Raw genomic sequence first — 26378 nt, 5'->3', positions numbered from 1 at the left:
ATTCCCCTCTCGCCATCGGTGTTCTGGTCTATACCAGGAATCCCTGCCCCAGTATCCTCATCCGGAGCACATCGCACATCGCACATCGCACACAGCACACCGCACACCGCACACCATCCCCCCCCCACCCCCGGTTGCGTGCTGGAGGATCACGGTGAAACTGCGCACCAGAAGTACAGCGATCATCGGCGGCGTCTCGCTCCTGGCTTCCCTCTTGGCCTCCCTCGCCCTGACCACGGCGTCCGCCGACGAGCCCGCCGCGCCACGGCCGGCGGCGACGGTCGCGCTCACCAAGGTGGCCACGGCCCAGAATCCGTCCGCCGGTGCCGCGGGGCCCGGCGGCACGGTGTGGATCGCCGAACGGGCGGGCAAGGTAAGGGTCTTGGACGGAGCGGGGCTGGGCGCCCCGGTCCTCGACATCTCCGCCGAGACCACCACTGACGGCGAACGCGGGCTGCTGGGCATCGCCTTCGACCCCGACTTCGCGCACTTCTACATCTCGTACACGAACCTCGAAGGCACCAGCACCGTCGATGAGTTCGCCGTACGGAAGGGCAAGATCAGGCCCGAGACCCGGCGCACCGTCCTCACCCAGACCCAGCCGTACGCCAACCACAACGGCGGCGACATCAAGTTCGGCCCCGACGGCTATCTCTACGTCGCGTTCGGCGACGGCGGCTCGGGCGGCGACCCGCACGGCAACGGACAGAACCTCGACACGCTGCTCGGCAAACTCCTGCGGATCGACCCCAGGGGCGGCACGCCGTACGCGATCCCGCCGGACAACCCCTTCGTGGACGACCCGAAGGCGAAGGACGAGATCTGGGCGTACGGACTGCGCAACCCCTGGCGGTTCTCCTTCGACTCCGGCACGGGGGACCTGCTGATCGGCGACGTCGGCCAGAGCGCCTGGGAGGAGATCGACTGGGCGCCGGCCGACAGCAAGGGCGGCGAGAACTACGGCTGGAACCAGATGGAGGGCAACCATCCGTTCCGCGACGGCACCGAGCCCGCGAACCACGTCCCGCCGGTCCACGAGTACGACCGCACGGGCCTCGGCTGCTCGGTGACCGGCGGCTTCGTCTACCGAGGCAAGGCGATCCCGGCGCTCAAGGGCCAGTACGTGTTCAGCGACTACTGCGACGGCACACTGCGCGCACTGCGCATGACCGACGGCGAGGTGACCGGCGTGACCGACCTGGGGGTCAACGGCGGCGAGGTCGTCTCGTTCGCCCAGGGCGGCCGAGGCGAGCTGTACGTGCTGGACATCGGCGGCACGGTCTCCCGCGTCGACCCGGCGTGACGTCCCCGCACGAAGGCGCGGCGTGACGTCCCCGCACGAAGGCCCGGCGTAACGTCCCCTCCGCACGACGGCCCGGCCCGGAGCAACTCCCTCCGGGCCGGGCCGCGTTCGGTCCGTTACGGCCGCACCGCCACCGCGTCCACTTCGAACAGCATCCCCGGCAGGGCGAGCGAGGCCACACCGCTGAGCGTCTGCGCCGGCAGCCGGTCGCCGAAGCGGGCGTGCAGGGACTTGCCGAGGGTCTCCAGCTTCTCCATGTCGTGGTCGACGATGTAGGTGCCGAGCCTGACCACGTGCTCATAACCGAGCCCCACCGCCTCCAGCGCCGACCGCAGCCGGTCCAGGGCCAGTTCGACCTGGTCGGCGAAGGGGCCGGGCACCGGGCTTCCGCCGGCGTCGGAGGCGTACTGGCCGGCAATGAAGACGAGTTCACCGGGGGCCGACACGGCGTGGCTGTAGGCGAGCGGCGTCGGGTCGTGCAGGGCCGGCGGGTTGGTGATCGTGCGCTGATCGGCTGTCGTCATGCCCTGTCCAACGGTCCGCGCGGGCCCGTTCATTCCTGGCGCAGGCTCACCACCAGTTCCCGTGGCAGACCGTGTGTGTCGTGGAGGTAGTGGAAGTCCTCGTCGGTCAGGGGGCCTTGGAAGCGGGGGCGGGTCAGGAGGGTGCGGCCGCGGTCGAGGAGGGCGCGGAAGCGGAGTTCCTCCTCGTGCAGGACGCGGCGTACGTCGTCGGGGTGCGTCCCCTGGCGGAAGTGGTCGCCGGTGTGCCGGAACAGCTCGTCCGGCAGGTCGCCGAGGCCGCGTGACGGGTCGTCGCGCCACAGGGTGGTGAGGGCGCGGCGGACCAGTCGGCGCAGGACGTAGCCGCGGCCCGTGTTGGACGGGCGTACCCCGTCGCCGATCACCACCATGGCCGAGCGCAGGTGGTCGCAGACCAGGCGCAGCGAGGGTTCGTCCAGGGGCCACAGGGACGGGACGAGGCGGCGCCAGGGGGTGAAGACGTCGCACTCGAAGACCGAGCGCCTGCCCTGGAGGAGCGAGGCGAGGCGTTCCAGGCCGAGGCCGGTGTCGACGTTGCGCTGCGGCAGCGGGACGAGGGAGCCGTCGTCGAGTCTGCGATGGCTCATCGTCACGTGGTTCCACACCTCCACCCAGCGCTCGTCGCGGGTCGGCGTCGAGCGCGGCGGGCCCTCCCCGGTCCACAGGAAGAACTCCGAGTCAGGGCCGCAGGGGCCGGTCGGACCGTTGGACCACCAGTTGTCCTCGACGGTGAACTCCACCGGGACGCCCCGCCGTTGCCACACGTCGAGGGAGGCCGTGTCGGGTCCGATGTGTTCGTCGCCGCCGAAGACCGTGGCGTGCAGCAGGCCCGGATCGACGCCGAAGCCCTCGGTGAGCAGCTCGTACCCCCAGTCGAGGCTCTGCGGTCCCTCGTAGTCGCCGAGGGACCAGGTGCCGAGCATCTCGAAGACCGTCAGATGGGTGGGGTCGCCGACCTCCTCCAGGTCGGTCGTGCGCAGACAGCGCTGTACGTTGACGAGGCGGCGGCCGAGGGGATGCGGGCGCCCCTCCAGGTACGGCGTGAGGGGATGCATGCCCGAGGTCGTGAACAGCACGGGGTCACCGGGCGGCGGCAGCAGCGTGGCGCCGGTCGTGCGGCGGTGTCCGCGCTCCTCGAAGAACTCGACGAACGTACGGACGACGTCCTCGGTGGTCCTGCTCTGGCTACTCACGGTGTGGCTACTGACGGTGTGGCTACTGACGGTGTGGCTTCTCATGGTGGGGCTCCTTCGCGGTCGGGCAAGGGAGGCACCGGACAACGGGTCCGCACGATCACCGGAGTCGGGGGAGAACCACGAGTCGTTCCGTCGGCGGGCCGTTTCCGGTCGCCGAGGGGAGGAAGAGACGTCAGGCGGCGGCAACCGGCGAGCTGGTCGCTCGCGCGGTCGCGGTGTCGGTGGTGCGTGGGCCGATGACGTTCATGCCGCCGACGGTAACGCGCCGGGTCCGGTCGGGTCACCCGAATTAACGCCCGCTCCGGATCAACGCCCCTCCGCCCGAGCCCGAGCCCGAGCCCGGCGCCCTGCCGCCCCGTCCCGCCGCCCCACCGTCACCCGGCCGCCAGCACCTCCACCCCCCGAGCCGTGAGCTGCTCGACGACCGTGTGGTGGGGATCGGCGTCGGTGATCAGGCCGTCGATCTCCTCCCAGGGCAGGACCCGGAAGCGCGAGGCCGCGCCGATCTTCTCGGACGAGGCGAGGATGTACGTGTCCGCCGCCCGCGAGGCCAGCGCGCGCTTCATCGCGGCCTCCTCGGCGTCCCCGGTGGTCAGCCCCGCCTCCGGGTGGACGCCGGTGACGCCGAGCAGACAGAGGTCGGCCGAGACGTTCTGCGCGGCCTCCACCGCTGCGGCACCGCAGGCGACCGCCGAGTGCTTGAAGATGCGGCCGCCGAGCAGGAAGACCTCGATGTGCGGCGGGTCGAGCAGGGCCGCCGCGATGGTCGGGCTGTGGGTGATCACGGTGCAGGCCAGCTCGCGGGGGAGCAGTTGGGCGACGGCGAGCGCGGTGGTACCGCCGTCCAGGATCACGGCGCCGCCCGGCCGCACCAGCGCGGCGGCGGTCGCGGCGACCTTCCGCTTGCCGTCGGGGGTGACGGCCTTGCGGGCGGAGTAGTCCGCGACGGCGGGGGAGACGGGCAGTGCTCCGCCGTAGACCCGGTGGCAGAGCCCCTCGGCGGCGAGATCGCGCAGGTCGCGACGGACGCTGTCCTCGGAAATGCCCAGGTCGGCGGCGACATCCTTGGCGACGATCTTGCCCTCGCGGGCGAGCAGACCAAGCAGATGTGCACGCCGTTCAGCAGCCAGCATTCGTACTCTCTCCTGTTCTTGCACGTTTCTGCATGTACTGTAGCGCGTCATGACCGACAAGCCGATGCTGATCCTCATCGCCGGGCCGTACCGCTCGGGTACCGACAACGACCCGCGGGCGATGGCCGCGAACCTCGCCCGCCCGGAAGCCGCGGCGTGGCCGGTCTTCACCGCCGGGCATCTGCCCGGTGACTCCCGCGGGGCCCGCGGGGCCGACCAGGACGTCGCCACCGCGCGCCGCTGCGGCCTGCCCGTCTGTCACGACGTGGCCGACATCCCCCGCCGTACCGCGCGGAAGACCGCATGACCGGCCGGACGGGCGGCCGGACGGGCGATCGCCCCGGCCTCGACACCCCCGACCACCGCGACCGCCCCGGCCTCGACACCCCCGACCACCGCGACCGCACCGGCCTCGACCGTGCCGGGCGCGACCTCGACCGCAACCCCGACGTCGTGGTCCGCGACGTGGAGCTCACCTCGCGGGGCTGGCACGTCCTGCGCCGCACCACCTTCGACTACCGTCGCCGCGACGGCCGTTGGGAGACCCAGCAGCGCGAGACGTACGACCGCGGCAACGGCGCGGTCGTCCTGCCGTACGACGCCGAACGCGGACGCGTGCTGCTCACCCGGCAGTTCCGCTATCCCGCGTACGTCAACGACCACCCGGACGGCATGCTCGTCGAGGCCGCCGCCGGGCTGCTCGACGGCGAAGACCCCCTCACCGCGATCCGCCGCGAGAGCGCCGAGGAACTCGGCGTCACCCTGGGCCCGCTCGTCCACGTACTCGACGCCTATATGAGCCCCGGCTCGGTCACCGAGCGCCTGCACTTCTACGCCGCGCCCTACTCCCCGGCCGACCGCACCGGAACCGGCGGTGGCCTGGAGGAGGACGGCGAGGACATCGAAGTACTCGAACTGCCCTTCACCGAAGCCCTCGCGATGACCCGCGACGGCCGCATCGCGGACGGCAAGACCGTCCTGCTGCTGCAATGGGCCGCCCTGGACGGCCCCTTCGCGCCCCCGGAATCCCCCGTCGATCTTCACCGCGCGTAGGGCTAGGCGCCCCCCGGCGCGTCAGGGCATGCTGGTCGCGATGTCGAGGAGGACACGCGGTGAGTGAGCTTTCGTATGCGCAGGGCGTGAGCACGACGCCGCTGCTCGGGGACACGATCGGGCGCAATCTGGACCGCGCCGTCGCGGCCTGGCCGGAGCGCGACGCGCTGGTGGACGTGGCGGCCGGGACACGCTGGACGTACGCCGAGTTCGGTGCCGCGGTCGAGCGGTTGGCGCGCGGCTTCCTGGGCAGCGGCGTCGCCAAGGGCGACCGGGTCGGCATCTGGGCGGTGAACTGCGCCGAGTGGGTCCTCGTGCAGTACGCCACCGCGCGGATCGGCGCGATCATGGTGAACATCAACCCGGCTTACCGGGCCCATGAGTTGGAGTACGTCCTCAAGCAGGCCGGCATCACGCTCCTGGTCGCCTCGCAGTCCCACAAGTCGAGCGACTACCGCGCGCTCGTCGACCAGGTCCGCCCCGACTGCCCCGAACTGCGGGCCGTCCACTACATCGGGGACGGGTCGTGGGACGCGCTGCTGGATGCCGCCGCCACCGTCACCGGTGACGAACTCGCCGCCCGTGAGGACGAGTTGAGCTGCGACGATCCCGTCAACATCCAGTACACCTCCGGCACCACCGGCTTCCCCAAGGGAGCCACCCTCTCCCACCACAACATCCTCAACAACGGCTACTGGGTGGGCCGGACGATCGGCTACACCGAGCAGGACCGCGTCTGTCTGCCCGTGCCCTTCTACCACTGCTTCGGCATGGTGATGGGCAATCTCGGCGCCACGTCGCACGGCTCCTGCATCGTCATTCCGGCGCCGTCCTTCGATCCCGCGGCCACGCTGCACGCCGTCGAGCGCGAGCGCTGCACCTCGCTGTACGGCGTACCCACGATGTTCATCGCGGAGCTCAACCTCCCCGACTTCGCGGCGTACGACCTGAGTTCGCTGCGCACCGGCATCATGGCGGGCTCGCCCTGCCCGGTCGAGGTGATGAAGCGGGTCGTCGCCGAGATGCACATGGAGGAGGTCTCCATCTGTTACGGCATGACGGAGACGTCCCCCGTCTCCACGCAGACCCGCCGCGCGGACGACCTGGAGCGGCGGACCGGCACGGTGGGCCGGGTCCTGCCGCACATCGAGGTCAAGGTGGTCGACCCGGTCAGCGGTGTGACCCTGCCGCGCGGCACGTCCGGCGAGCTGTGCACGCGCGGCTACAGCGTGATGCTCGGCTACTGGGACGAGCCCGAGCGGACCGCCGAGGTCATCGACGCCGGGCGGTGGATGCACACGGGGGACCTGGCGGTGCTGCGCGAGGACGGCTACGTCCAGATCGTCGGCCGCATCAAGGACATGATCATCCGGGGCGGAGAGAACATCTACCCGCGCGAGATCGAGGAGTTCCTGTACGGCCACCCGAAGATCGCGGACGTTCAGGTGGTGGGTATTCCCGACGAGCGGTACGGAGAGATCCCGCTCGCCTGCGTCATCCTGCGCGACGCGGCCGACCCGCTGACCCTGGAGGAGCTGCGGGCCTACTGCGAGGGGCAGTTGGCGCACTACAAGGTTCCGGCCGGGCTGCGGATCCTGGAGGAGTTCCCCATGACGGTGTCCGGGAAGGTGCGGAAGATCGAGCTAAGGGAGCGGTTCGGGGCATAGGGAGCTACACCCCCGTCGCCATCAGCTCGTCCGCCGGTGAGTTCACCGGTTGCGGCGTGCCCGTGAGGTCGACGAGGAACAGTGGGACCGCCAGGGTGTCCGCGCGGGCGTGCGCCGCATCCTCGTATCCGGCGAGCGAGAAGCAGAGGCAGCTCGTCGACTCCGCCATGGCAGTCAGCCACAGGCACTCCACGTCGCGCACGGTGAGCGGGCGCACCGACGGCTCCACCAGGGCGATCACCCCCTCCGCGGTGATCCGCACGCCGGACGGCGCCCGCTCCACCGCCCTGCCGATGCCCCGGTAGCCGAGCCAGCGCAGATACAGCGCCGCAGCCGTCGCCACGTCCTGCGCCGTACGGATGGTGATCGGGTGGAACGCCGGGCGCGGCGCGGGGGCCGTGCGGGGGAGCGGGATGTGGGCCGGGCCCGACGGCGGTGCGGCGGCCGTCGGCGTATGCACCGGTATGCGCAGCACCGCACCGCATCCGCACCCCAGCTCCGGCTGCGGCCAATCGGCCCCGCGCCCGCACGCCGGGCACGTCACCGTCACCCAACTGTCCTGCCAGGTCTGGTCCGTGACCGGCGAAACCGCGGCGCCGCGGGCCAGCGGCGGGACCACCGGGGCGCCGCACGCGCAGGGGAACGACGGCGGGTCGTACATATGCTCCCGGGCGCAGACGGGGCACCGCACCGGTATGCCGCTCTGTGCCGTCATCGCCCGCGCCCCCAACGACCGCCGCTTCCGGATGAGACTCCATCGTCCATCAACAGGCGGCGTCACACAGTAAGTTGACGTGACATCAGCCGAAACCCACTGCCCCGATCGGCGACTTGGAGCTGGACGCGAAGACGACCACCTGGCGGCCGCTCGCCACGGCCACGTTCCCGATGCCGTCCACGGACGCCACGTACGGCAGGGTGCCGTCCCCGTCCGTCGCCCCTTCGGCCAGGTCGAAGCGGACGATCCGGACGGGTTCGTCGGGGTACGTGTAGTCCGCCATGCCGGTCACCTTGCCGTCGCCCAGCGACAGCAGGTCCATGCTGCCGAACGGCAGCGGCCGGTGGAAGCGGACCTCGCCGGAGTCCGTGTCGATCGCGACGAGTTCGGCCTGCTCCCCGCCGAACCCCTTCGTCTGGGCGATCACCACGTCGCCCTCGGAGAGCATCCTGCCGCGCTCCTCGCTGCGGACCAGATCGAGTTCGCCGTACGGACCCTTCACCGGGATCTCGTGGTGCGCGCGCCCCTTCAGGTCGAGGACGAGCAGCGCGTCCTTGCTGCCGTCGCCGCCCCGGCCCAGCGACACGGCGACCGGCTCCGTGGTGAGCACGCGTGGCTCGGTGACATTGCCGGGCAGCGCGTACGTCCAGCGCACCTTTCCGGTGCCGGCGTCCAGCTCCCGCACCGTGTTGGCGCTCGCGGCGCCGGCGTCCGCGTGGAAGCAGGTCTGGAGCAGCACGACCGTGCGCGGCCCGACGGTCCTGATGAAGGGCGCGCAGTTGTCGACCCCGTCGGTGTAGTGCCACAGCTCCTCGCCGGTGGTGCGGTCCAGGGCGACGGTCCCGCGCTCGCCCGACGCGACGAGCGCCTTGCCGGTCATGCCCAGCGTGATCCCGGCGCCGTTCGACTCGCCGATGTCCTTGTGCCACAGGAGCTTCCCGCTGCCGGTGTCGACGGCGCCGACCCGTGTGCAGCCGCGCTGCCGGTCCGGGTCCTTGCCGAAGGTGAGCGCGCCGATGCCGCCGGACGTCGCGCTCGGGCCGGTCGACGCCGCGCAGGTCCGCAGCCCCTTGGGAGGTTTGACGGTCCACAGCTCGTCGCCGGTCGCGGCGTCGTAGCCGCGCGCGCCGAGCCGGTCGACGCGTACGGCGGTTCCGCCGTGCAGCCAGCCGCCGAGCAGGAAACGCTCGTCGTCGCCGCCCGGCACGTCGGCCGTCCACTTCTTCTCGCGGGCGCCTTCCGCCCGCGCCGCCGTGCGTACGTCGCTGCCGGGGCCGGAGGGCGCGGTGCGTGCGCTCTGGTTCGGCGGGGCGGACGATGCGGCGGGCGGCGAACTGCTCGACGTGCCGTCGCTGGGCCGCTTGCCCTGGGGTTGGCGGCCTCCGTCACCGATCAGCCGCGGCACGAGGACCGCCGCGAGCGCGGCGAGCACGGGACGGCCGCCACGGCCGCGGGCCACCAGGGGCGGCGACGCCGCGGCAGGGCGACGGGCGGCGGGGGAGCGGGGCGTGGCGGCGGCGGGGCCAGGCGGTAGGAGGTCGGCTCGGCAGGGGCGTCCTGCGGGACGGCGGCCGACTGCGCCGCGCGCGCCGCCGCGATCACCTCGCGGGGCGTGGGCCGGTCCGCCGGATCCTTCGCCAGACACGCCTGTACGAGGGTGAGGAGGGGCCCGGTGACCCCGGCCGTGTCGGCCTCCTCGTGCACGGTCCGGTACGCGATCGTGGCGCCGGGACCCTCCCCGAACGGATGCCGTCCGGTCGCCGCGAACAGCAGCACCGCGCCGAGCGAGAAGACGTCGGACGCCTCCAACACCTCGGCGGAGCCGGTGAGCTGCTCGGGCGACGCGTAACCGAACGTGCCGATCATCATCCCCGTACCGGTCAGCGCGGTGGCGTCGGCGGCGCGGGCGATGCCGAAGTCGATGACGCGCGGGCCGTCGTCCGCGAGCAGCACGTTGGACGGCTTGAGGTCGCGGTGCACGATGCCCGCGCCATGGACGACGACGAGCGCCTCGCCGAGCGCGGCGGCAAGCGAGCAGAGCCGGTCGTACGGCAGCGGCCCGCCCTGCGCCACGGCCGCCGCGAGCGAGGGCCCGGGAACGTAACTCGTGGCGAGCCACGGCGGATCGCCCTCCGGGTCGGCGCCCACCACCGGCACCGTGAAGAAGCTCAACACCCGCTCGGCGGCGGCGACTTCCTGCCGGAAGCGGGCCCGGAACTCGGGGTCGTCGGCCAGCTCGGCGTGCACCAGCTTGACGGCGGCCTGCCGTCCCTCGCGGTCCCGCCCCAGATACACCTCGCCCATGCCGCCCGACCCGAGCCGCCGCGTCAGCTGATAGCCGCCGACCCAACGCCCGCCCACCCAACTCCCGCCGCCCTGACGCCCGCCGCCCCGACGCCCGCCGCCCCGCGGGCCGTCGGCCGCGGACCCGGTCATGGCGCCCCGCCCGGATTGCCGAGCACGATCGGACCCTCGTCCTCGTCGAGGATGCTGAAGACGACGGCCCGCCCGTCACGGACGAAGACCGTCGCCCCGCTGCCGAAGTCGCGGGTGTCCCCGATGGCGCCCCCGGACGACACGTCCCCGTCGTCGAGATCGAGCCGTTTGAGCCGCACCGTGCGGCCGTACCCGTCGTCCCCCTCGGCCACGAGCACCCCCCGGTCGTCCGCGCCGAGCACCATGGAGCTGGTCGTGTCGGCGTACGGATGGCGCCAGCGCACCTTGCCGGTGGCCGCGTCCACGGCGAGCACCCCGAACCCCCGCTTGTTGTAGTACTCGGTGACGACGAGATCGCGCCAGCCCTTCGGCCCGTCGTACGCGGAACCGAAACCGCTGGTCGTGACGGTCCCGAAGGGCTGCTTGTCGGAGAGCGGCTTCCCCGGCCGGCCCTCGGCGTCGAAGGTCTGCAGCGGCAGATCCTTGGAGTCCTCGACGAAGAGCATCGCCGACACCGGCTCCGCCGTGGCCGGCGTTATCCCGGTCACGTCCTTGGGCAGCTCGGTGACCCAGCGCACCGAACCGTCCCTCGCGTCGATCTCCCGTACCCGCTCGCGGCGCTCCTTGCCCTCGCCGCACGTGGCCGACTCGACGACGGTCTCCCGGCCCACCAGGCCGGTCTGCAGCACACAGCCCCCGGCGAAGTAGGGCCGCCGCCACCGCCGCTCACCGTCGTCGACCGCGTACGCCGCCTCGTCGGCGGCGGTCAGGACCACCACGTTCCCGCCCGCGATCCCGACCCGGGTCCAGGCCCTGGGCGCCGGCGGATTCCGCACCGTCAGCGACTTCGTCCATGTGGTCCGGCCGCTGCCCAGGTCGAGCACGGCCAGCTGGTCGCAGCCCCTCTTGAAGTCGGGATCGGGGCCGAACACGACCGCACCCCGCCGCCCCTCCTCGTCGGCCGTCCGCGCCATCGCGCAGGGCTTGAGCCCCGGCTTCGGCGGCTTCGCGGTCCACAGCACGTCGCCGGTGGCCGGATCGAAGGCGCGTACGGCGTCCTCGTTGGCACGGATCAGCGCCTGGTCCGTGAGCCAGACGCCGATCAGCTGCTGCCGGTCCTTCGGCCTGTTGCTGCCCTCTCCGGCGGCCGGCTCCTTGGGACGCCGCGCCCACTCCTCGGACCAGTCGCCTTCCATGGGTACGTTCCCCAGCGGGCTGGCGGGGTCGCCGAGGTCCCGCATCTCGCGCGCCCCGAGCCGCTCGGTCACCTTGCCCGGCCGCTGAGGGACCTCGTCGCCCTCGGGCAGCCCGCCGCCGGACGAGCCCGTGGCGTCCGCTGTGCCGCCCTCCCCGCCCGGCACGAGCAGCAGCCCGGTGATCAGCCCCGCCACGGCGAGCAGCGTCCCCGCCACGGTGAACGCCCGCCGCCTGCTGCCCGGCAGCGGAAGCCCCGCCATCCGGGCCACCGTGCGCGGCGCGGGCCGGGCCGCCGGGTTCTTGGCGAGGCAGGCGGTGATCAGCGGCAACAGCTCTTCCGGTACGCCGACGAGATCCGGCTCGGCGTGCACCGTGCGGTACCCGACGGCGTCGGCGGCGCCACCGCCGAACGGGGCGCGCCCGGTCGCGGCGAAGGCGAGCACCGCGCCGAGCGAGAAGACGTCGGCGGCGGGCGTGGAGACCCCCTGGGTGAGGTGTTCCGGGGCCGCGTACCCCGCCGTGCCGGGCGCGGCGCCGCTCGCGGTGAGCCCGGTGCCGTCGGCCGCCCGCGCGATGCCGAAGTCGATGACGCGGGGTCCGGCGGGGGACAGCAGCACGTTCGACGGTTTCAGGTCACGGTGCACGAGCCCGGCCCGGTGGATGCTGCTGAGCGCGCCCGCGAGGGCCCCGGCGAGGGCGCGTAACTCTGCCACCGGGAGCGGGCCGTCGTCCCGTACCCGTGCGGCGAGGGTGGGCCCCGGAACGTACTCGGTGGCGAGCCAGGGGAGCGCCGCCGCGGGGTCGGCGTCGACGAGCGCCGCCGTCCAGGGGCCGCGGACCGCGCCGAGCGCGGCGGTCTCGCGGGCGAAGCGGGCCCGGAACTCCTCGTCCCCGGCGAGAAAGCGGTGCACGACCTTGAGGGCGACCGTGCGTCCCGCCCCGTCGTGCGCGACATGGACTCTGCCCATGGCGCCCTGCCCCAGGAGCGGTCCGGTCGTCCAGCAGCCAAAGCGTTCCGGTGATGCGGCCACGCTCAACCCCCCGATGGAGTGGCCCGAATCCACCGACTGTGACGCGGCCTCGGGCGGCCCGGTTCCCGGACGTCTCTTGACGGTCTCCGCCGAACCCCCCTACATTGCTTCCATATAGCAGAACATCGTTTCCACATTGCGGAAAATGAAGCTCACCGCGGGGCGCGACGGGAGCCGAATCCAATCCGCCGGCCGAATCCGGCAGCCGCAAGCTGCCGAAGCTGTCGAAGCAGGAGAACCCCATGGCTCGTATGACCGCTGTCCGCGCGGCAGTCGAAATCCTCAAGCGCGAGGGCGTCAGCAACGCGTTCGGCGTGCCCGGCGCCGCGATCAACCCCTTCTACAAGGCGCTCAAGGAGGGCGGTGGCATCGACCACACGCTCGCCCGCCACGTCGAGGGTGCCTCGCACATGGCCGAGGGTTACACCCGTGCCAACCCGGGCAACATCGGCGTCTGCATCGGTACGTCCGGCCCGGCCGGCACCGACATGATCACCGGCCTGTACTCGGCGACCGGCGACTCCATCCCGATCCTCTGCATCACGGGCCAGGCGCCGACGCACCTCCTGCACAAGGAGGACTTCCAGGCGGTCGACATCGCCACGATCGCCAAGCCGGTCACGAAGATGGCCGTCACGGTCTTGGAGGCCGCGCAGGTTCCCGGCATCTTCCAGCAGGCCTTCCACCTGATGCGCTCCGGCCGTCCGGGCCCGGTCCTGATCGACCTGCCCATCGACGTCCAGCAGACGGAGATCGAGTTCGACCCCGACACGTACGAGCCGCTGCCGGTCTACAAGCCGTCCGCGACCCGTGCGCAGATCGAGAAGGCGATCGGCTTCCTCCTGGAGTCCGAGCGCCCGCTGATCGTCGCCGGTGGCGGCATCATCAACGCGGACGCGAGCGACCTGCTCGTCGAGTTCGCCGAGATCACCGACACCCCCGTCGTTCCCACCCTGATGGGCTGGGGCACGATTCCGGACGACCACGACCTGAACGCAGGCATGGTCGGCCAGCAGACCGGCCACCGCTACGGCAACGCCACGTTCCTGGAGTCGGACTTCGTCCTCGGCATCGGCAACCGCTGGGCCAACCGTCACACCGGCTACGCGCTGGACGTGTACACCAAGGACCGCAAGTTCGTGCACGTCGACATCGAGCCGACCCAGATCGGCAAGATCTTCGCGCCGGACTACGGCATCGCGTCGGACGCGAAGGCCGCCCTGGAGCTGTTCGTCGAGGTGGCCAAGGAGCTGAAGGCCGCGGGCAAGCTCCCGGACCGCTCGGCGTGGGTCGCCTCCCACCTGGAGCGCAAGGAGACCCTCCAGCGCCGTACGCACTTCGACGACATCCCCATGAAGCCGCAGCGCGTCTACGAGGAGATGAACAAGGCGTTCGGCAAGGACACGCGCTACGTCACCACCATCGGTCTCTCGCAGATCGCCGGCGCCCAGATGCTGCACGTCTACAAGCCGCGGCACTGGATCAACTGCGGCCAGGCGGGCCCGCTCGGCTGGACGATCCCGGCCGCGCTCGGCGTCTCCAAGGCCGACCCGGACACCCAGGTCGTCGCGCTCTCCGGTGACTACGACTTCCAGTTCATGATCGAGGAGCTGGCGGTCGGTGCGCAGCACCGCATCCCGTACGTCCACGTCCTGGTCAACAACGCCTACCTGGGCCTGATCCGCCAGGCCCAGATCGGCCTGGACATCAACTTCCAGGTCAACCTGGAGTTCGAGAACCAGAACAGCCCCGAGCTTGGCGTCTACGGCGTCGACCACGTCAAGGTCGCCGAGGGCCTGGGCTGCAAGGCGATCCGCGTGACCGACCCCAACGAGCTGGGCGCGGCCTTCGAGCAGGCCAAGAAGCTGGCCCAGGAGTACCGGGTCCCGGTCGTCGTCGAGGCGATCCTGGAGCGCATCACGAACATCGCGATGAGCCCCACGGCCGACATCAGCGCGGTCAAGGAGTTCGAGGAGCTGGCCACGGAGCCGGGCCACGCGCCGACGGCCATCCGTCCGCTGAAGGTCTGATGTGACGCCGCGCTGAGCGGCGACAGGGGCGGTCCACCCGATCGGGGTGGACCGCCCCTTTGTGTTGTCTATCTTGTCCGGATGGAATCGCTCGCTGATCTGAAGGTCATGACCTGCACGGACCTGGCCGAGCTTGAGGCCTGGCTGGAGGGACATCACGACGGCTCTTTGGGGGTCTGGGTGAAGCTCGCCAAAAAGGGCTCGGGCGTGCCCTCGGCGACGGCCGCGGAGGTCAACGACGCGGCACTGTGCTTCGGCTGGATCACCGGCCACCGCAAGTCGTACGACGACGTCTACTACCTGCAGAAGATCACGCCCCGCCGGCGCGGGAGCCTGTGGTCGAAGGTGAACGTCGACCGGGTGGCGGAGCTGTCCGACGCGGGCCGGATGCGTGAACCGGGCCTGGCCGAGGTGTCCTTGGCGAAGGCCGACGGGCGCTGGGAGGCGGCGTACGAGTCGCAGGCGACGGCGACGGTGCCGGATGATCTGGCGGCGGCGTTGGATGCGAGCCGGGTGGCCCGCGAGACCTTCGACGGCCTCACCAAGTCCGAGCGCTATGTGGTCCTGCACCGCCTGATGACGGCGAAGACGTCGGCGACGAGGGCTGCGCGGCTTGAACGGATGGTGGCGAAGCTGGGGTTGGGCGAGAAGGTCCGTTGAGGCAGGGGTCTCGTCAGCGCCTGCGGGTGCGTCGTGGCTAGTCGCGCAGTTCCCCGCACCCCTTTGGGGGCCCGAGGCGAGCGCCCCTTTAGGGGCGCGGGGAACCGCGCGAGAAACCACGGCGCACCCGCAGGAGAAGACGCACCCCACGATCCGCCAAAGCTGCGTACGCAAAAGAGCGCCGGGTAGGGGACCGTCCCTACCCGGCGCTCTGCCTATGGAGTTGTAGCCGTCCGACCGCGCGCGACTGGCGGAACATGCATACGCGCTGCCGGACGGAGTCATTGGTCCGCGGTGGCCGCGAATGGACCGGCGGGTCTCCTTCCCTCAGGTCGAGAAGGGAGCCGCCTGACCTTTACCACCGCACTGGCTCGCAGAGCCACCGCGGACTGCCCGCTTACCACGGGACCACCCCTCATCCGGGTCCGTGACGGTGCGGGCGTCGCACCAGGGAACTGACCTCCCGTCAATTCCCCGGTGCAGCTCGGGAGTTACTAGTCCTCGCGGAGCGCGCGGACCGCCTCCTCCACGCGCTTGCCGTAGTCGGCGTCGGCGGCGTGGAAGTGGGCCAGGTTCTTCTCGATGACGTCGTCGCGGGAGACCTGCGAGAGGCCACCGGCGATGTTCGCCACGAGACGGGACTTCTCCTCCTCCGACATCAGGCGGTACAGCTCGCCCGCCTGGAAGAAGTCGTCGTCCTTGGTGTGGGCCGGGGCGGCGTGCGTGCCCGTGTAGCCGTTGACGGCGAGCGGGGCGGACAGCGCCTGGCCCGTCTCGGCGGGACCGTCGTACGAGTTGGGCTCGTAGTTCTTGCGGTCACGGCCGTACGCGTTGGACGCCATCAGACCGTCGCGGCCGTAGTTGTCGGCCTTCGTCGCCTTCGGCGCGTTCACCGCGAGCTGGGTGTGGTTGACGCCCAGGCGGTAGCGGTGCGCGTCCGCGTAGGCGAACAGGCGGCCCTGGAGCATCTTGTCGGGGGAGGGGCCGATACCCGGAACGAAGTTGTTCGGGGAGAAGGCGGCCTGCTCGACCTCGGCGAAGACGTTGTCGGGGTTGCGGTCCAGGACCAGACGGCCCACGCGCTGCAGCGGGTAGTCCTTGTGCGGCCACACCTTGGTGAGGTCGAACGGGTTGAAGCGGTACTCGGCCGCCTCGGCCGCCGGCATGATCTGCACGTGCAGCGTCCAGGACGGGTTCACACCGCGCTCGATGGCCTGGAGGAGGTCCGTCTGGTGCGAGTTCGGGTCCTTGCCCGCGAGCTCGGCGCCCTGCTCGGCGGAGAGGCTGCGGATGCCCTGGTTCGTCTTGAAGTGGTACTTGACGAAGAAGGCCTCGCCCTGGGCGTTCGTCCACTGGTAGGTGTGCGAGCCGTAGCCGTTCATGTGGCGGTACGAGGCGGGGATGCCGCGGTCGCCCATGAGCCAGGTGATCTGGTGCGTCGCCTCGGGGGCGTGCGCCCAGAAGTCCCAGACGTTGTCCGCCTCCTGCTTGCCCGTGAAGGGGTCGCGCTTCTGGGAGTGGATGAAGTCGGGGAACTTGATCGGGTCCTTGATGAAGAACACCGGGGTGTTGTTGCCGACGAGGTCGTAGTTGCCCTCTTCGGTGTAGAACTTCAGCGCGAAGCCGCGCGGGTCACGGACCGCGTCCGCGCCACCGAGGTTGTCGGCCACGGTGGAGAAGCGCAGGAACGTCTCGGTGCGCTTGCCGACGGTGTTCAGGAAGTCGGCCGAGGTGTACGCGGTGACGTCGTCGGTCACCTCGAAGTAGCCGTACGCGCCGGAACCGCGGGCGTGCACCACGCGCTCCGGGATGCGCTCCCGGTTGAAGCGGGCGAGCTTCTCGAGCAGGTGCTGGTCCTGCAGGAGAATCGGGCCACCGACGCCGGCGGTGGCGGAGTTCTGGTTGTCGGCGACAGGAGCGCCGGACTCGGTCGTAAGCACGCGCTTCGACATGTGTCGGGAGGGCCTTCCGTACGGGAACTGCTGAGGTGACAACTGCTGAGGTGACGCGAGCGTAAGTACGCCTGAACAGCTACGTCAACAGTTTGTTGAAGTTGAGGTTATGGTTCCGGGCCGCGGCGACGCCTGGGCGCGACAGGACAGGTGTCAGCGCCGCCACGGCCCGGAAGCTTTGTGGGAGCCCCGGATCTCCGGAGAGGTGGGGCTTCTTAGAGCTGCGCGCCCGAGAGGCGCTCGACGGCACGCAGCAGGGCGGAGTGGTCGAGGCCGCCGTCGCCCTGGGCGCGCAGGGACGCGACCAGCTGGGCCACCACGGCGCCGACGGGCAGCGCGGCACCGACATTGCGGGCGGCGTCGGTGACGATGCCCATGTCCTTGTGGTGCAGGTCGATCCGGAAGCCGGGCTTGAAGTCCCGGTTCAGGAAGTTGTCCTTCTTGCGGGTCAGGACGGTCGAGCCCGCAAGCCCCCCGTTCAGGACGTCGAGCGCGGCGGTCAGGTCCACGCCCGACTTCTCCAGGAAGACCACGGCCTCGGCGCACGCCTGGATGTTCACGGCGACGATCAGCTGGTTGGCGGCCTTCACGGTCTGGCCCGAGCCGTGCGGACCGCACAGCACGATGGTCTTGCCGAGGGCGTCGAGAAGCGGCTTGGCCTCGTCGAAGTCGGCCTGCTCACCGCCGACCATGATCGACAGTACGGCCTCGATGGCACCGGCCTCGCCACCGGAGACCGGGGCGTCCAGGACGCGGATGCCCTTGTCCTTGGCGGCCTTGGCCAGGTCCACGGAGGTCTGCGGGGTGATCGACGACATGTCGACGATCAGCGCACCGGACTTGGCGTTCTCCAGGATGCCGTCAGGACCATACGCGATGGCCTCGACCTGCGGCGACGCGGGCACCATCGTGACCACGACGTCGGCGTCCTTGACGGCCTCGGCGATGGACGCGGCGGCGGTGCCGCCGGCCGCGGCGAGGCGGTCCAGCTTGTCCTGCTCAAGGGTGAAGCCGGTGACCGAGTAACCAGCCTTGATCAGGTTCTCGGACATGGGGGAGCCCATGATGCCGAGGCCGATCCACGCGATCTTGGGAAGGTTGCTCATGGTGTGAGCCTTTCTAAAAGCTTTACTGACGAATCGGGGTGCTGGGTACCGGGTGACTAGCCCGCGGCGGGCAGCCAGCCGAAGGCCTCGGAGCTGGGACGGTCGCCGGCCTTGTACTCCAGCCCGACATAGCCGTCGTAACCGGCCTTGCGAAGCTGGTCGAGCAGCTCCTCCAGCGGGAGCGAACCCGTACCCGGGGCGCCGCGGCCGGGGTTGTCCGCGATCTGCACGTGCCCCGTCTGGGCGACGTACTGCTCGATCACGGCGGGCAGGTCCTCGCCGTTCATGGACAGGTGGTACAGGTCCATCAGGAACTTCGCGTTCCCCAGCCCCGTCAGGGCGTTCACCTTGTCCACCACGGCGATGGCCGCCGGCGCGCTGACGATCGGGCACAGCGGCGACTCGGGCTTGTTCAGCGCCTCGATCAGCAGGATCGCACCGACGCGGTCGGCCTCACGCGCGGCCAGCGCCAGGTTCTCCAGGGCGAGTTCGTCCTGGACGGCGGGGTCCACGCCTTCCACCCGGTTGCCGTACAGCGCGTTCAGCGCCTTGCAGCCGAGCGACTCGGCGAAGTCCGCGGCCACCGAGAGGTTCGCACGGAACTTCTCGCTCTCCTCGCCCGGGATCGACAGCGCGCCCCGGTCGGGGCCGGGCAGCTGCCCGGCGTAGAAGTTCAGGCCCACCAGCTGGACACCGGCGTCGTTGATCGCCGCCCGCAGGGCGTCGAGCTCGGACTGCTCGGGGGTGGGGGCGTCGACCCAGGGCCACCACAGCTCGACCGCCGTGAAGCCCGCCGCGGCGGCGGCCGCGGGGCGCTCCAGGAGCGGGAGTTCCGTGAAGAGGATCGACAGGTTCACATTGAAGCGCTGGTCGGAGTATCCCATGGGGCTTCCGCGCTCCTTCCGTATTGCGGAAGTTAATTTCTGTCTGATGGAAGATTGCCGTCGGGGATCCGCCCTTGTCAAGAGGGGGCTCCCGGAAAATCCCTGCCCGGCAGTAGGTTGGCCGGGTGCGATTGCGAGTGGAGTTCACGACCGAACCGTTCGACCTGGACGAGGCCCCGCCCCACGCGGTGGTGGCCCGCGAGGTCATCCAGGGCGCCGATCTGGAGGCCGTGGACGTCGGCCCCTTCGGCAATACCGCCGAGGGAGGCGCCGATCAGGTCCTGACGGCCGTCGACGCGCTGCTGCGCAAGGCCCTGGCGGCGGGCGCCACCCGCGTCTCGCTCCAGGTGAACGTGCTCGGAGAGTCGGGGGAGGCCGTCGAATGACCGGACCCACGGACGACCACGACCCCTTCGTGGCCGCGGTCAAGCCGCTCGTGGACGCCATGGGCGGCGAGATGATGCCGCCCGAGCAGGCGGGCACCGATGACGTCGTCCTCGCCTGGGAGGGCCAGGACGTGATCGCCGTACGCCTTCCGCAGCTCGCGGACTCGCTGGACCACATCCTGCTCGCCCTGGAGCGCAAGCGCGGCATGCCGCTGTCGGAGCTGGACCGCAAGGCCAAGCAGGAGGTCGTGCGGATACTCGAGGCGCGTGGCGCCTTCGCCGTACGACACGGGGTGGAGACGGTCGCCGGCGCACTCGGCGTAAGTCGCTTCACCGTCTACAACTACTTGAACCGCTCGACCTGAGCCCCAGAGGTTCCAGGAACCCCAGGTCACCGCGCCGTCGGAGCCACTGACGAGGCCGCCGTCCGATATCCGGACGGCGGTTTTCTGTAACGCGAAGTTTTCAACAAAGTGTTGACGTGGTGTTTCAGCTGGCGTTAGCTATCCGCAGCCCGTCCAGCACAAGGCCACGGAGGCTCCCCGTGACTTCGAGTACGACACCGGGTCTCACCCGGTTCAACGCCTTGACGGAGAGCGCGGCCACCGCCGCCCTCCATGAGGTCTGTGCCTCTTCGGCCTGGGGAAGCACCCTGCTCTCCCAGCGCCCCTTCGCCACCGTCGAAGCCCTCTTCGCCGCCAGCGACGCCGCCATGGCGGAGCTGACGGAGAAGGACCTGGCCGAGGCGATGGCGGGGCACCCGCCGATCGGCCGCCCGAAGCCCGGCGACCCCACCTCGTCCCGCGAGCAGCGGGGCATGGCGGGAGCGTCCGAGGAGCTCAAGGCCGAGATGCTCGAACTGAACCTGGCCTACCAGGAGAAGTTCGGACATGTCTTTCTGATCTGCGCCACCGGGGCGACCGGTGAGCAGATGCGGGATGCGGTCAAGACCCGGATCGGCAACAGCGCCGAGCAGGAGCGCGAGATCGTGCGCACCGAACTCGGCAAGATCAACCGCATCCGGCTGACCCGCCTCGTCGAGGATTAGAGGAAGAGAACGCATGAGCACGGAAACCACCGCCTCGGTGTCCACGCACATCCTGGACACCAGCGTCGGACGCCCCGCAGAGGGCGTAGCCATCACGCTCACGGCCCGCAGCGGCCGCAACGCGGAATGGGTGACGCTCGGCGGCTCCGCGACCGACGCGGACGGGCGCTGCAAGGACCTGCCGGCCCTGCCGGAAGGCACGACACACGTACGACTCGACTTCGAGGTCGAGCAGTACTTCGACAAGAAGCAAGCCGAGGCGCAGCAGGACGCCCCCCGCGTAAGGGACAGCGGTGCGTTCTTCCCGGAGGTGGCGATCACGTTCGCCGTCACGCCGGGCGAGCACTACCACGTACCGCTGCTGCTCAACCCGTTCGGCTACTCCGTTTACCGAGGGAGCTAGCAGACATGCCCACGATTCTCGGCCAGAACCAGTACGGCAAAGCAGAGAACCGCGTCGTCAAGATCACGCGGGACGGCGACACCCACCACATCAAGGACCTGAACGTCTCCGTCGCCCTCTCCGGCGACCTGGACGACGTCCACTACAACGGCTCGAACGCCAACTGCCTTCCGACGGACACGACGAAGAACACCTGCTTCGCGTTCGCCAAGGAATACGGCATCGAGTCCGCCGAGCAGTACGGCATCCACCTCGCCCGGCACTTCGTGGACAGCCAGCCCTCGATCCACCGTGCGCGGATCCGGATCGAGGAGTACAGCTGGGAGCGCATCGGCGGCTCCGACAGCAACGCCAAGTTCATCGGCGCCGACGAGGTCAACCACTCCTTCGTCCGCAAGGGCCAGGAGACGCGGCTCGCCCAGATCACGTACGACGGCGAGAACTTCGAGGTCCTCTCGGGTCTGAAGGACCTGACCGTGATGAACTCCACGAACTCCGAGTTCTGGGGCTTCATCAAGGACAAGTACACGACGCTCCAGGAGGACTACGACCGCATCCTGGCCACGTCCCTCTCGACGTGGTGGCGGCACAACTGGACCAACGACGAGCAGCGCATGCCGAGTTGGGAGCGGTCCTACGAGCAGGCGAAGAAGCACATCCTGCACGCCTTCGTGGAGACCTACTCGCTCTCGCTCCAGCAGACGCTGTACCAGATGGGTTCGCGGGTCATCAACAACCGCAGCGAGATCGACGAGATCCGCTTCTCCGCGCCCAACAAGCACCACTTCCGTCAGGACCTCTCGTCCTTCGGCCTCGACAACGAGGCAAAGGACGGAGCGGTCTACTGGGCCGCCGACCGTCCCTACGGCCTGATCGAGGCCACGATCCTGCGGGACGGCGTCGAGCCGAAGATCCCGGTCGACATGACCAACCTCTGACGCGGGACGCGCGCCCCCACCTCACCGCAGTGGGCGGGGGCGCGCCACACCGGAGGGAACAGCAGCAATGGCACAGCCTGCAAAAGGGCCGGCAGACGGTCCATGTTCCACCCCATCGGACATAGCCGACGGCGAGTCAACCGCCGCCTGCCATCCGGTGGACGAGAAGCTCCACCCCTCGCGGCTCGTCCCCGCCGCGCTCCAGCACATCGCCGCCATGTACGCGGGCGTCGTCACTCCCCCGCTCATCATCGGTCAGGCCTGTGGTCTGGACACCGTGGCCCAGACGCGGCTCATCGCGGCAGGCCTGCTGATCGCCGGTCTCGCCACCATCCTGCAGACGCTAGGCGTCAAGGGATTCGTCGGCAACCGGCTCCCCTTCGTCAACGCCGCGTCCTCGGCGGGCATCGCGCCCATCCTCGCGATCGCCGAGACCAACGCCAAAGGCGACCAACTCCCGGCCATCTACGGCGCGGTGATGGTCGCGGGCGTCTTCTGCCTGGTCATCGGACCGTTCTTCGGAAAGCTGCTCCGCTTCTTCCCGCCACTGGTCACCGGCGTCGTCATCACACTCATCGGCGTCACGCTGATGCCCGTGCCCGTGAAGTGGGCGCAGGGCGGCGACGACACCGACCCGACGTTCGGCGACATGAAGTACCTGGCGCTCGCCGCCTTCACGCTCGTCGTGATCCTGCTCTTCCAGCGTTTCGGCCGCGGATTCCTCAAGCAAGTCGCCCTGCTGGCAGGCATGTTCATCGGAACGCTCGCCGCGATCCCGTTCGGGATGGCCGACTTCAGCTCCGTGCAGTCCGCGCCGCTCGCCGCGCTGCCCACCCCGTTCGCCGCGGGCGCGCCCACCTTCCAGCCCGCCGCGATCCTCTCGCTCTGCATCGTGATGCTGGTCCTGATGACCGAGTCGGCGGCCGGCATGCTCGCCCTCGGTGAGATCTGCGACCGCAAGACCGACGGAAAGACCATCACCCGCGGCCTGCGCACCGACGGCATCGCGACCCTGGTCGGCCCCGTCTTCGGCGGCTTCCCCACCTCGGCCTTCGCGCAGAACGTCGGCGTGGTCTCGCTGACCCGCGTCCGCAGCCGCTATGTCGTGGCCGTCGCCGGTGGCGCGCTCATCGTGCTCGGCGCCTTCCCGGTGCTCGGCGCGGTCGTCAACGTGGTCCCCATGCCGGTACTCGGCGGCGCCGGCATCGTCCTCTTCGGCTCCATCGCCGTCAGCGGCATCCGCACGCTCTCCGAGGCGGGCCTGGACGACAGCTCCAACATCATCCTGGTGGCCGTGTCGCTCGGAGCGGGCATCATCCCGCTCGCCGCGCCCACCTTCTACGCCGAATTCCCCGCCTGGGCGCAGACCGTGCTCGGCTCCGGCATCAGCGCGGGCGCGCTCGTCGCGGTCTCGCTCAATCTGTTCTTCCACCATCTCGGCACCCGTGGCTCCGACGCCGCGGCACTCAAATCTTCCTAGGGTCATGCCGTGCCCACCTCGCCACACACCCACAAAGGAAGCACCATGGCAGCATCGGCAACCCCCGACGGCGCCGTAGAGCGCATCGTCATCGAGAACGCCGCGATCGCGACGGTCGACGCCAGTGACACCGAGTACGCCTCGGGGTACGTCGTCGTCGCGGGCAACAAGATCGAGTCGATCGGCGCCGGGAAGGCCCCCGAGGGCCTGGAGAACGTCGTACGCCGTGTCGACGCGACCGGTCACCTGGTGACCCCCGGTCTGGTCAACACGCACCACCACTTCTACCAGTGGATCACCCGTGGTCTGGCCACCGACCACAACCTCTTCAACTGGCTGGTGGCGCTCTACCCGACCTGGGCGCGCATCGACGAGCAGATGACGTACGCCGCAGCCCAGGGCTCCCTCGGGATGATGGCCCGCGGTGGTGTCACCACCGCGATGGACCACCACTACGTCTTCCCGAAGGGCTCCGGCGACCTGTCGGGCTCGATCATCCGCGCCGCCTCCGAGATGGGCGTCCGCTTCACCCTCGCCCGCGGCTCCATGGACCGCAGCGTCAAGGACGGCGGCCTGCCGCCGGACTTCGCCGTCGAGACCCTCGAGGGCGCGCTCGCCGCCACCGAGGAGACCGTCAAGAAGCACCACGACGCCTCCTTCGACGCGATGACGCAGGTGGCCGTGGCCCCCTGCTCGCCGTTCTCCGTGTCGACCGAACTCATGAAGCAGGGCGCAGAGTTGGCGCGCCGCCTCGGGGTACGTCTGCACACCCACGGCAGCGAGACGGTCGAGGAGGAGAAGTTCTGCCACGAGCTCTTCGGCATGGGCCCCACCGACTACTTCGAGTCGACGGGCTGGCTCGGCGAGGACGTGTGGATGGCGCACTGCGTCCACATGAACGACTCCGACATCGCCGCGTTCGCCCGCACGGGCACGGGTGTGGCGCACTGCCCGTCGTCCAACGCCCGCCTGGCGGCCGGCATCGCCCGCGTACCCGACATGCTGAAGGCGGGCGTCCCAGTCGGCCTCGGCGTCGACGGCACCGCCTCCAACGAGTCCGGCGAGCTGCACACCGAACTGCGCAACGCGCTCCTGATCAACCGCCTCGGCGCGCACCGCGAGGCCGCCCTGAACGCGCGTCAGGCGCTGCGTCTTGGCACCTACGGCGGCGCCCAGGTCCTGGGCCGCGCCACGCAGATCGGCTCCCTGGAGGCGGGCAAGCTCGCCGACCTGGTCCTCTGGAAGATCGACGGCATCGGGCACTCCTCGATCGCCGACCCGGTGACCGCCATCGTCTTCGGCGCGGCGGCCCCGGTCACGCTCTCCCTCGTCAACGGCAAGCCGGTCGTCGAGAACGGCCGTCTGCTGCACGTCGACGAGGACGCCATCGCCCGCTCCACGCGGGACGAGGCGCAGCGCCTCGCGCGGATCTCCGCCGGGAGCTGACACCTGGAACTCCGGTCCGGGGGGACGGCCCCTGACCGGACTTGAGCAGCCGAGCGGGCTGCTCAAGTGCCGCCCCGGAACGCGGCCCAAAGCTTCGCGTTCCCGGGGCGGTCAGTACTACCTGGGCGCACTACCACCGGCCACGCCGGTACCTCTCAGCACCACCCACAACTTCATACCGAGCAAGTCCTTGCACCACGCACCACCTCCCTGAAGCGAAAAGTGCCGGCAGCCCCGCCGGCACCGGAAAACAACCGGAGGAGCCACAGTGGCCACTCAGCCCAGGTTCACCAAGCAAGGCACGACCCCAGAACCATCCGAAACCGACGGTGAGAGCCACATAGCGGCCGTTCATCCCGTCGACGAGAAGCTCCCCCCGCTCAAGATGGCGACCACCGGCCTTCAGCACGTGGCCGCCATGTACGCGGGTGTCGTCGCCCCGCCGCTGATCGTCGGCGCGGCGATCGGCCTCTCCGCGAAGGAACTCACCTTCCTGACCGGTGCCTGTCTCTTCACGGCGGGCCTCGCCACCTTCCTGCAGACGCTCGGCATCTGGAAGATCGGCGCCCGGCTGCCGTTCGTCAACGGCGTCACGTTCGCCGGTGTCGCGCCCATGCTCGCGGTCGTCGACTCGACCAAGGACAAGGACGACGCGCTGCCGATCATCTTCGGCGCGGTGATCGTCGCGGGTCTCCTCGGCTTCATCGCCGCCCCGTTCTTCTCGAAGATGGTCCGCTTCTTCCCGCCGGTCGTCACCGGCACCGTCATCACCCTCATCGGCATCTCGCTGATGCCGGTCGCCTTCGGCTGGGCGCAGGGTCCGGTGCCTGGCGCCGACGACTACGGCTCGATGAAGAACCTCGGCCTGGCGGGCATCACCCTGGTGATCGTGCTGCTGCTGCGCCGCTTCACGACCGGTTTCGTCAAGCAGATCGCGGTCCTGCTCGGTCTGGTCGTCGGCACGCTCGTCGCGATCCCGTTCGGCGTCACGGACTTCAGCCCGGTCGGTGAGGCGGACATCGTCGGCTTCCCGACGCCGTTCCACTTCGGTGCCCCGCAGTTCGCGGCGGCGGCGATCGTCTCCCTGTGTGTCGTGATGGTCGTCTCGATGACGGAGTCGACCGCCGACATGCTGGCGCTCGGCGAGATCGTGGACCGTCCGGCGGACGAGAAGACCATCGCGGCGGGTCTGCGCGCCGACACCCTCGGCTCGGCGATCAGCCCGCTCTTCAACGGCTTCATGTGCAGCGCGTTCGCGCAGAACATCGGCCTGGTCGCGATGACCAAGATCCGCAGCCGGTACGTCGTCGCCGCGGGCGGCGGCTTCCTGGTCCTGATGGGCCTGTGCCCGATGGCCGCCTCGCTCATCGCCGTCGTACCGCGCCCGGTGCTCGGCGGCGCCGGCGTCGTGCTCTTCGGCTCGGTCGCGGCGAGCGGCATCCAGACGCTGGTCAAGGCGAACCTGGAGCGCGACAACAACGTCCTGATCGTGGCCGTCTCGCTGGCCGTCGGCCTGATTCCGATCGCGGCGCCGGAGTTCTACCACGCCTTCCCGGAGACCGCGAAGATCATCCTCGACTCGGGCATCTCCACGGGCTGTGTCGCCGCCGTGCTCCTCAACCTGGTCTTCAACCACATCGGGGGCCGCAAGGAGGACGACGACGTGACGGCTCCGATGGAGGCCGGGGGAGAAATAGCTGAACAGCGGGTGCACGAAGGGTCTTCCGCAGCAGGGGGCCACTGACGTAACGTGCGTGACGCCGCCCGCA

At 70.2% G+C, this 26378-nt stretch carries 24 protein-coding genes; 14 read left to right on the top strand and 10 right to left on the bottom strand.

The window, feature by feature from the left end; genetic code table 11:
• The first annotated feature begins 154 nt into the window (after positions 1 to 154).
• Positions 155 to 1303, top strand: a complete 1149-nt coding sequence (locus tag ACIBKX_RS13945) for a PQQ-dependent sugar dehydrogenase (protein ID WP_363275782.1) — start codon at positions 155 to 157, stop codon at positions 1301 to 1303.
• A 116-nt stretch (positions 1304 to 1419) separates the two neighbouring features.
• On the opposite strand, the gene ACIBKX_RS13940 is transcribed toward ACIBKX_RS13945, so the two are convergent.
• The 3 genes from ACIBKX_RS13940 to ACIBKX_RS13930 form a co-directional block, all read right to left on the bottom strand.
• Positions 1420 to 1827, bottom strand: a complete 408-nt coding sequence (locus ACIBKX_RS13940) for a RidA family protein (protein WP_363275783.1) — start codon at positions 1825 to 1827, stop codon at positions 1420 to 1422.
• Between the two features lie 29 nt (positions 1828 to 1856).
• Entirely contained in the window at positions 1857 to 3038 is a 1182-nt protein-coding gene (locus ACIBKX_RS13935) for an alanine--tRNA ligase-related protein (protein ID WP_363275784.1), read from the bottom strand.
• A gap of 377 nt (positions 3039 to 3415) precedes the next feature.
• Positions 3416 to 4174 carry a DeoR/GlpR family DNA-binding transcription regulator gene (locus tag ACIBKX_RS13930; RefSeq protein WP_363275785.1) on the bottom strand — a complete coding sequence of 253 codons (759 nt, stop codon included), beginning with the start codon at positions 4172 to 4174 and terminating at the stop codon, positions 3416 to 3418.
• 49 nt (positions 4175 to 4223) lie between these two features.
• Here ACIBKX_RS13930 and ACIBKX_RS13925 point away from each other — a divergent pair, with 49 nt between their 5' ends.
• Genes ACIBKX_RS13925 through ACIBKX_RS13915 form a run of 3 tightly spaced genes read left to right on the top strand, consistent with a single transcriptional unit; the run spans position 4224 to position 6894 of the window.
• Positions 4224 to 4481 carry a hypothetical protein gene (locus ACIBKX_RS13925; RefSeq protein WP_363275786.1) on the top strand — a complete coding sequence of 86 codons (258 nt, stop codon included), beginning with the start codon at positions 4224 to 4226 and terminating at the stop codon, positions 4479 to 4481.
• The gene (locus tag ACIBKX_RS13920; protein ID WP_363275787.1) at positions 4478 to 5227 is read left to right on the top strand and encodes an NUDIX domain-containing protein; all 750 of its coding nucleotides are present in this window, start codon (positions 4478 to 4480) and stop codon (positions 5225 to 5227) included. Before ACIBKX_RS13925 ends, ACIBKX_RS13920 begins: the two co-directional genes overlap by 4 nt.
• Before the next feature lie 59 nt (positions 5228 to 5286).
• Positions 5287 to 6894 (top strand): AMP-binding protein, encoded by a 1608-nt coding sequence (locus tag ACIBKX_RS13915; protein WP_363275788.1) that lies wholly within the window; start codon positions 5287 to 5289, stop codon positions 6892 to 6894.
• Between the two features lie 4 nt (positions 6895 to 6898).
• Here ACIBKX_RS13915 and ACIBKX_RS13910 read toward each other — a convergent pair whose 3' ends face one another.
• The 4 genes from ACIBKX_RS13910 to ACIBKX_RS13895 form a co-directional block, all read right to left on the bottom strand.
• The gene (locus ACIBKX_RS13910) at positions 6899 to 7609 is read right to left on the bottom strand and encodes a hypothetical protein (protein ID WP_363275789.1); all 711 of its coding nucleotides are present in this window, start codon (positions 7607 to 7609) and stop codon (positions 6899 to 6901) included.
• A gap of 85 nt (positions 7610 to 7694) precedes the next feature.
• Complete coding sequence (locus tag ACIBKX_RS13905) at positions 7695 to 9071, bottom strand: PQQ-binding-like beta-propeller repeat protein (RefSeq protein WP_399375754.1); 1377 nt, start codon at positions 9069 to 9071, stop codon at positions 7695 to 7697.
• Positions 9005 to 10048 (bottom strand): serine/threonine-protein kinase, encoded by a 1044-nt coding sequence (locus ACIBKX_RS13900; RefSeq protein WP_363275791.1) that lies wholly within the window; start codon positions 10046 to 10048, stop codon positions 9005 to 9007. Before ACIBKX_RS13900 ends, ACIBKX_RS13905 begins: the two co-directional genes overlap by 67 nt.
• On the bottom strand, positions 10045 to 12276 hold the full coding sequence (locus ACIBKX_RS13895; RefSeq protein WP_363275792.1) for a protein kinase: 2232 nt from the start codon (positions 12274 to 12276) through the stop codon (positions 10045 to 10047). Before ACIBKX_RS13895 ends, ACIBKX_RS13900 begins: the two co-directional genes overlap by 4 nt.
• 242 nt (positions 12277 to 12518) lie before the next feature.
• Here ACIBKX_RS13895 and gcl point away from each other — a divergent pair, with 242 nt between their 5' ends.
• Together gcl and ACIBKX_RS13885 are read left to right on the top strand one after the other, a co-directional pair.
• Positions 12519 to 14306, top strand: a complete 1788-nt coding sequence (gene gcl, locus ACIBKX_RS13890) for a glyoxylate carboligase (protein ID WP_363275793.1) — start codon at positions 12519 to 12521, stop codon at positions 14304 to 14306.
• An 81-nt stretch (positions 14307 to 14387) separates the two neighbouring features.
• Positions 14388 to 14966 carry a YdeI/OmpD-associated family protein gene (locus ACIBKX_RS13885; RefSeq protein WP_363275794.1) on the top strand — a complete coding sequence of 193 codons (579 nt, stop codon included), beginning with the start codon at positions 14388 to 14390 and terminating at the stop codon, positions 14964 to 14966.
• 494 nt (positions 14967 to 15460) lie between these two features.
• Here the strand turns inward: ACIBKX_RS13885 and ACIBKX_RS13880 are convergent, their stop codons facing one another.
• From ACIBKX_RS13880 to ACIBKX_RS13870, 3 genes are all read right to left on the bottom strand, one after another.
• Positions 15461 to 16918, bottom strand: coding sequence for a catalase (locus tag ACIBKX_RS13880; RefSeq protein WP_363275795.1), 1458 nt, complete (start codon positions 16916 to 16918; stop codon positions 15461 to 15463).
• Positions 16919 to 17133: 215 nt separating this feature from the next.
• A complete protein-coding gene (locus tag ACIBKX_RS13875) occupies positions 17134 to 18024 on the bottom strand; it encodes a 2-hydroxy-3-oxopropionate reductase (protein WP_363275796.1) in 891 nt (296 codons plus the stop codon).
• Between the two features lie 56 nt (positions 18025 to 18080).
• The gene (locus ACIBKX_RS13870) at positions 18081 to 18908 is read right to left on the bottom strand and encodes a TIM barrel protein (protein WP_363275797.1); all 828 of its coding nucleotides are present in this window, start codon (positions 18906 to 18908) and stop codon (positions 18081 to 18083) included.
• Positions 18909 to 19033: 125 nt separating this feature from the next.
• On the opposite strand from ACIBKX_RS13870, the gene ACIBKX_RS13865 reads away from it, so the two are divergent.
• From ACIBKX_RS13865 to ACIBKX_RS13830, 8 genes are all read left to right on the top strand, one after another.
• Positions 19034 to 19294 (top strand): hypothetical protein, encoded by a 261-nt coding sequence (locus tag ACIBKX_RS13865; protein WP_363275798.1) that lies wholly within the window; start codon positions 19034 to 19036, stop codon positions 19292 to 19294.
• Positions 19291 to 19659 (top strand): helix-turn-helix domain-containing protein, encoded by a 369-nt coding sequence (locus tag ACIBKX_RS13860; RefSeq protein WP_363275799.1) that lies wholly within the window; start codon positions 19291 to 19293, stop codon positions 19657 to 19659. The genes ACIBKX_RS13865 and ACIBKX_RS13860 overlap by 4 nt, the downstream gene beginning before the upstream one ends.
• A 179-nt stretch (positions 19660 to 19838) precedes the next feature.
• Positions 19839 to 20342, top strand: a complete 504-nt coding sequence (uraD, locus tag ACIBKX_RS13855) for a 2-oxo-4-hydroxy-4-carboxy-5-ureidoimidazoline decarboxylase (protein ID WP_363275800.1) — start codon at positions 19839 to 19841, stop codon at positions 20340 to 20342.
• Positions 20343 to 20355: 13 nt separating this feature from the next.
• Entirely contained in the window at positions 20356 to 20745 is a 390-nt protein-coding gene (gene uraH, locus ACIBKX_RS13850; protein WP_363275801.1) for a hydroxyisourate hydrolase, read from the top strand.
• 5 nt (positions 20746 to 20750) lie between these two features.
• Entirely contained in the window at positions 20751 to 21683 is a 933-nt protein-coding gene (pucL, locus tag ACIBKX_RS13845; protein WP_363275802.1) for a factor-independent urate hydroxylase, read from the top strand.
• A gap of 67 nt (positions 21684 to 21750) precedes the next feature.
• On the top strand, positions 21751 to 23163 hold the full coding sequence (locus tag ACIBKX_RS13840; protein ID WP_363275803.1) for a nucleobase:cation symporter-2 family protein: 1413 nt from the start codon (positions 21751 to 21753) through the stop codon (positions 23161 to 23163).
• Between the two features lie 45 nt (positions 23164 to 23208).
• Positions 23209 to 24609 (top strand): 8-oxoguanine deaminase, encoded by a 1401-nt coding sequence (locus ACIBKX_RS13835; protein ID WP_363275804.1) that lies wholly within the window; start codon positions 23209 to 23211, stop codon positions 24607 to 24609.
• 385 nt (positions 24610 to 24994) lie between these two features.
• Positions 24995 to 26353 carry a nucleobase:cation symporter-2 family protein gene (locus ACIBKX_RS13830; RefSeq protein ID WP_363275832.1) on the top strand — a complete coding sequence of 453 codons (1359 nt, stop codon included), beginning with the start codon at positions 24995 to 24997 and terminating at the stop codon, positions 26351 to 26353.
• Positions 26354 to 26378 lie beyond the last annotated feature (25 nt).

This window comes from Streptomyces sp. NPDC050658 (genome assembly GCF_044457025.1).
Classification (GTDB): Bacteria; Actinomycetota; Actinomycetes; order Streptomycetales; family Streptomycetaceae; genus Streptomyces.
This window is presented reverse-complemented; position numbering and strand designations above follow the sequence as displayed.

Bases quoted from the DNA above. Each gene is read 5' to 3' on its own strand.
- ACIBKX_RS13940 (WP_363275783.1), bottom strand. From the start codon at position 1,827: ATGACGACAGCCGATCAGCGCACGATCACCAACCCGCCGGCCCTGCAC.
- ACIBKX_RS13930 (WP_363275785.1), bottom strand. From the start codon at position 4,174: ATGCTGGCTGCTGAACGGCGTGCACATCTGCTTGGTCTGCTCGCCCGC.
- ACIBKX_RS13925 (WP_363275786.1), top strand. From the start codon at position 4,224: ATGACCGACAAGCCGATGCTGATCCTCATCGCCGGGCCGTACCGCTCG.
- ACIBKX_RS13920 (WP_363275787.1), top strand. From the start codon at position 4,478: ATGACCGGCCGGACGGGCGGCCGGACGGGCGATCGCCCCGGCCTCGAC.
- ACIBKX_RS13910 (WP_363275789.1), bottom strand. From the start codon at position 7,609: ATGACGGCACAGAGCGGCATACCGGTGCGGTGCCCCGTCTGCGCCCGG.
- ACIBKX_RS13900 (WP_363275791.1), bottom strand. From the start codon at position 10,048: ATGACCGGGTCCGCGGCCGACGGCCCGCGGGGCGGCGGGCGTCGGGGC.
- gcl (WP_363275793.1), top strand. From the start codon at position 12,519: ATGGCTCGTATGACCGCTGTCCGCGCGGCAGTCGAAATCCTCAAGCGC.
- ACIBKX_RS13885 (WP_363275794.1), top strand. From the start codon at position 14,388: ATGGAATCGCTCGCTGATCTGAAGGTCATGACCTGCACGGACCTGGCC.
- ACIBKX_RS13880 (WP_363275795.1), bottom strand. From the start codon at position 16,918: ATGTCGAAGCGCGTGCTTACGACCGAGTCCGGCGCTCCTGTCGCCGAC.
- ACIBKX_RS13875 (WP_363275796.1), bottom strand. From the start codon at position 18,024: ATGAGCAACCTTCCCAAGATCGCGTGGATCGGCCTCGGCATCATGGGC.
- ACIBKX_RS13870 (WP_363275797.1), bottom strand. From the start codon at position 18,908: ATGGGATACTCCGACCAGCGCTTCAATGTGAACCTGTCGATCCTCTTC.
- ACIBKX_RS13860 (WP_363275799.1), top strand. From the start codon at position 19,291: ATGACCGGACCCACGGACGACCACGACCCCTTCGTGGCCGCGGTCAAG.
- uraH (WP_363275801.1), top strand. From the start codon at position 20,356: ATGAGCACGGAAACCACCGCCTCGGTGTCCACGCACATCCTGGACACC.
- pucL (WP_363275802.1), top strand. From the start codon at position 20,751: ATGCCCACGATTCTCGGCCAGAACCAGTACGGCAAAGCAGAGAACCGC.
- ACIBKX_RS13840 (WP_363275803.1), top strand. From the start codon at position 21,751: ATGGCACAGCCTGCAAAAGGGCCGGCAGACGGTCCATGTTCCACCCCA.
- ACIBKX_RS13835 (WP_363275804.1), top strand. From the start codon at position 23,209: ATGGCAGCATCGGCAACCCCCGACGGCGCCGTAGAGCGCATCGTCATC.
- ACIBKX_RS13830 (WP_363275832.1), top strand. From the start codon at position 24,995: ATGGCGACCACCGGCCTTCAGCACGTGGCCGCCATGTACGCGGGTGTC.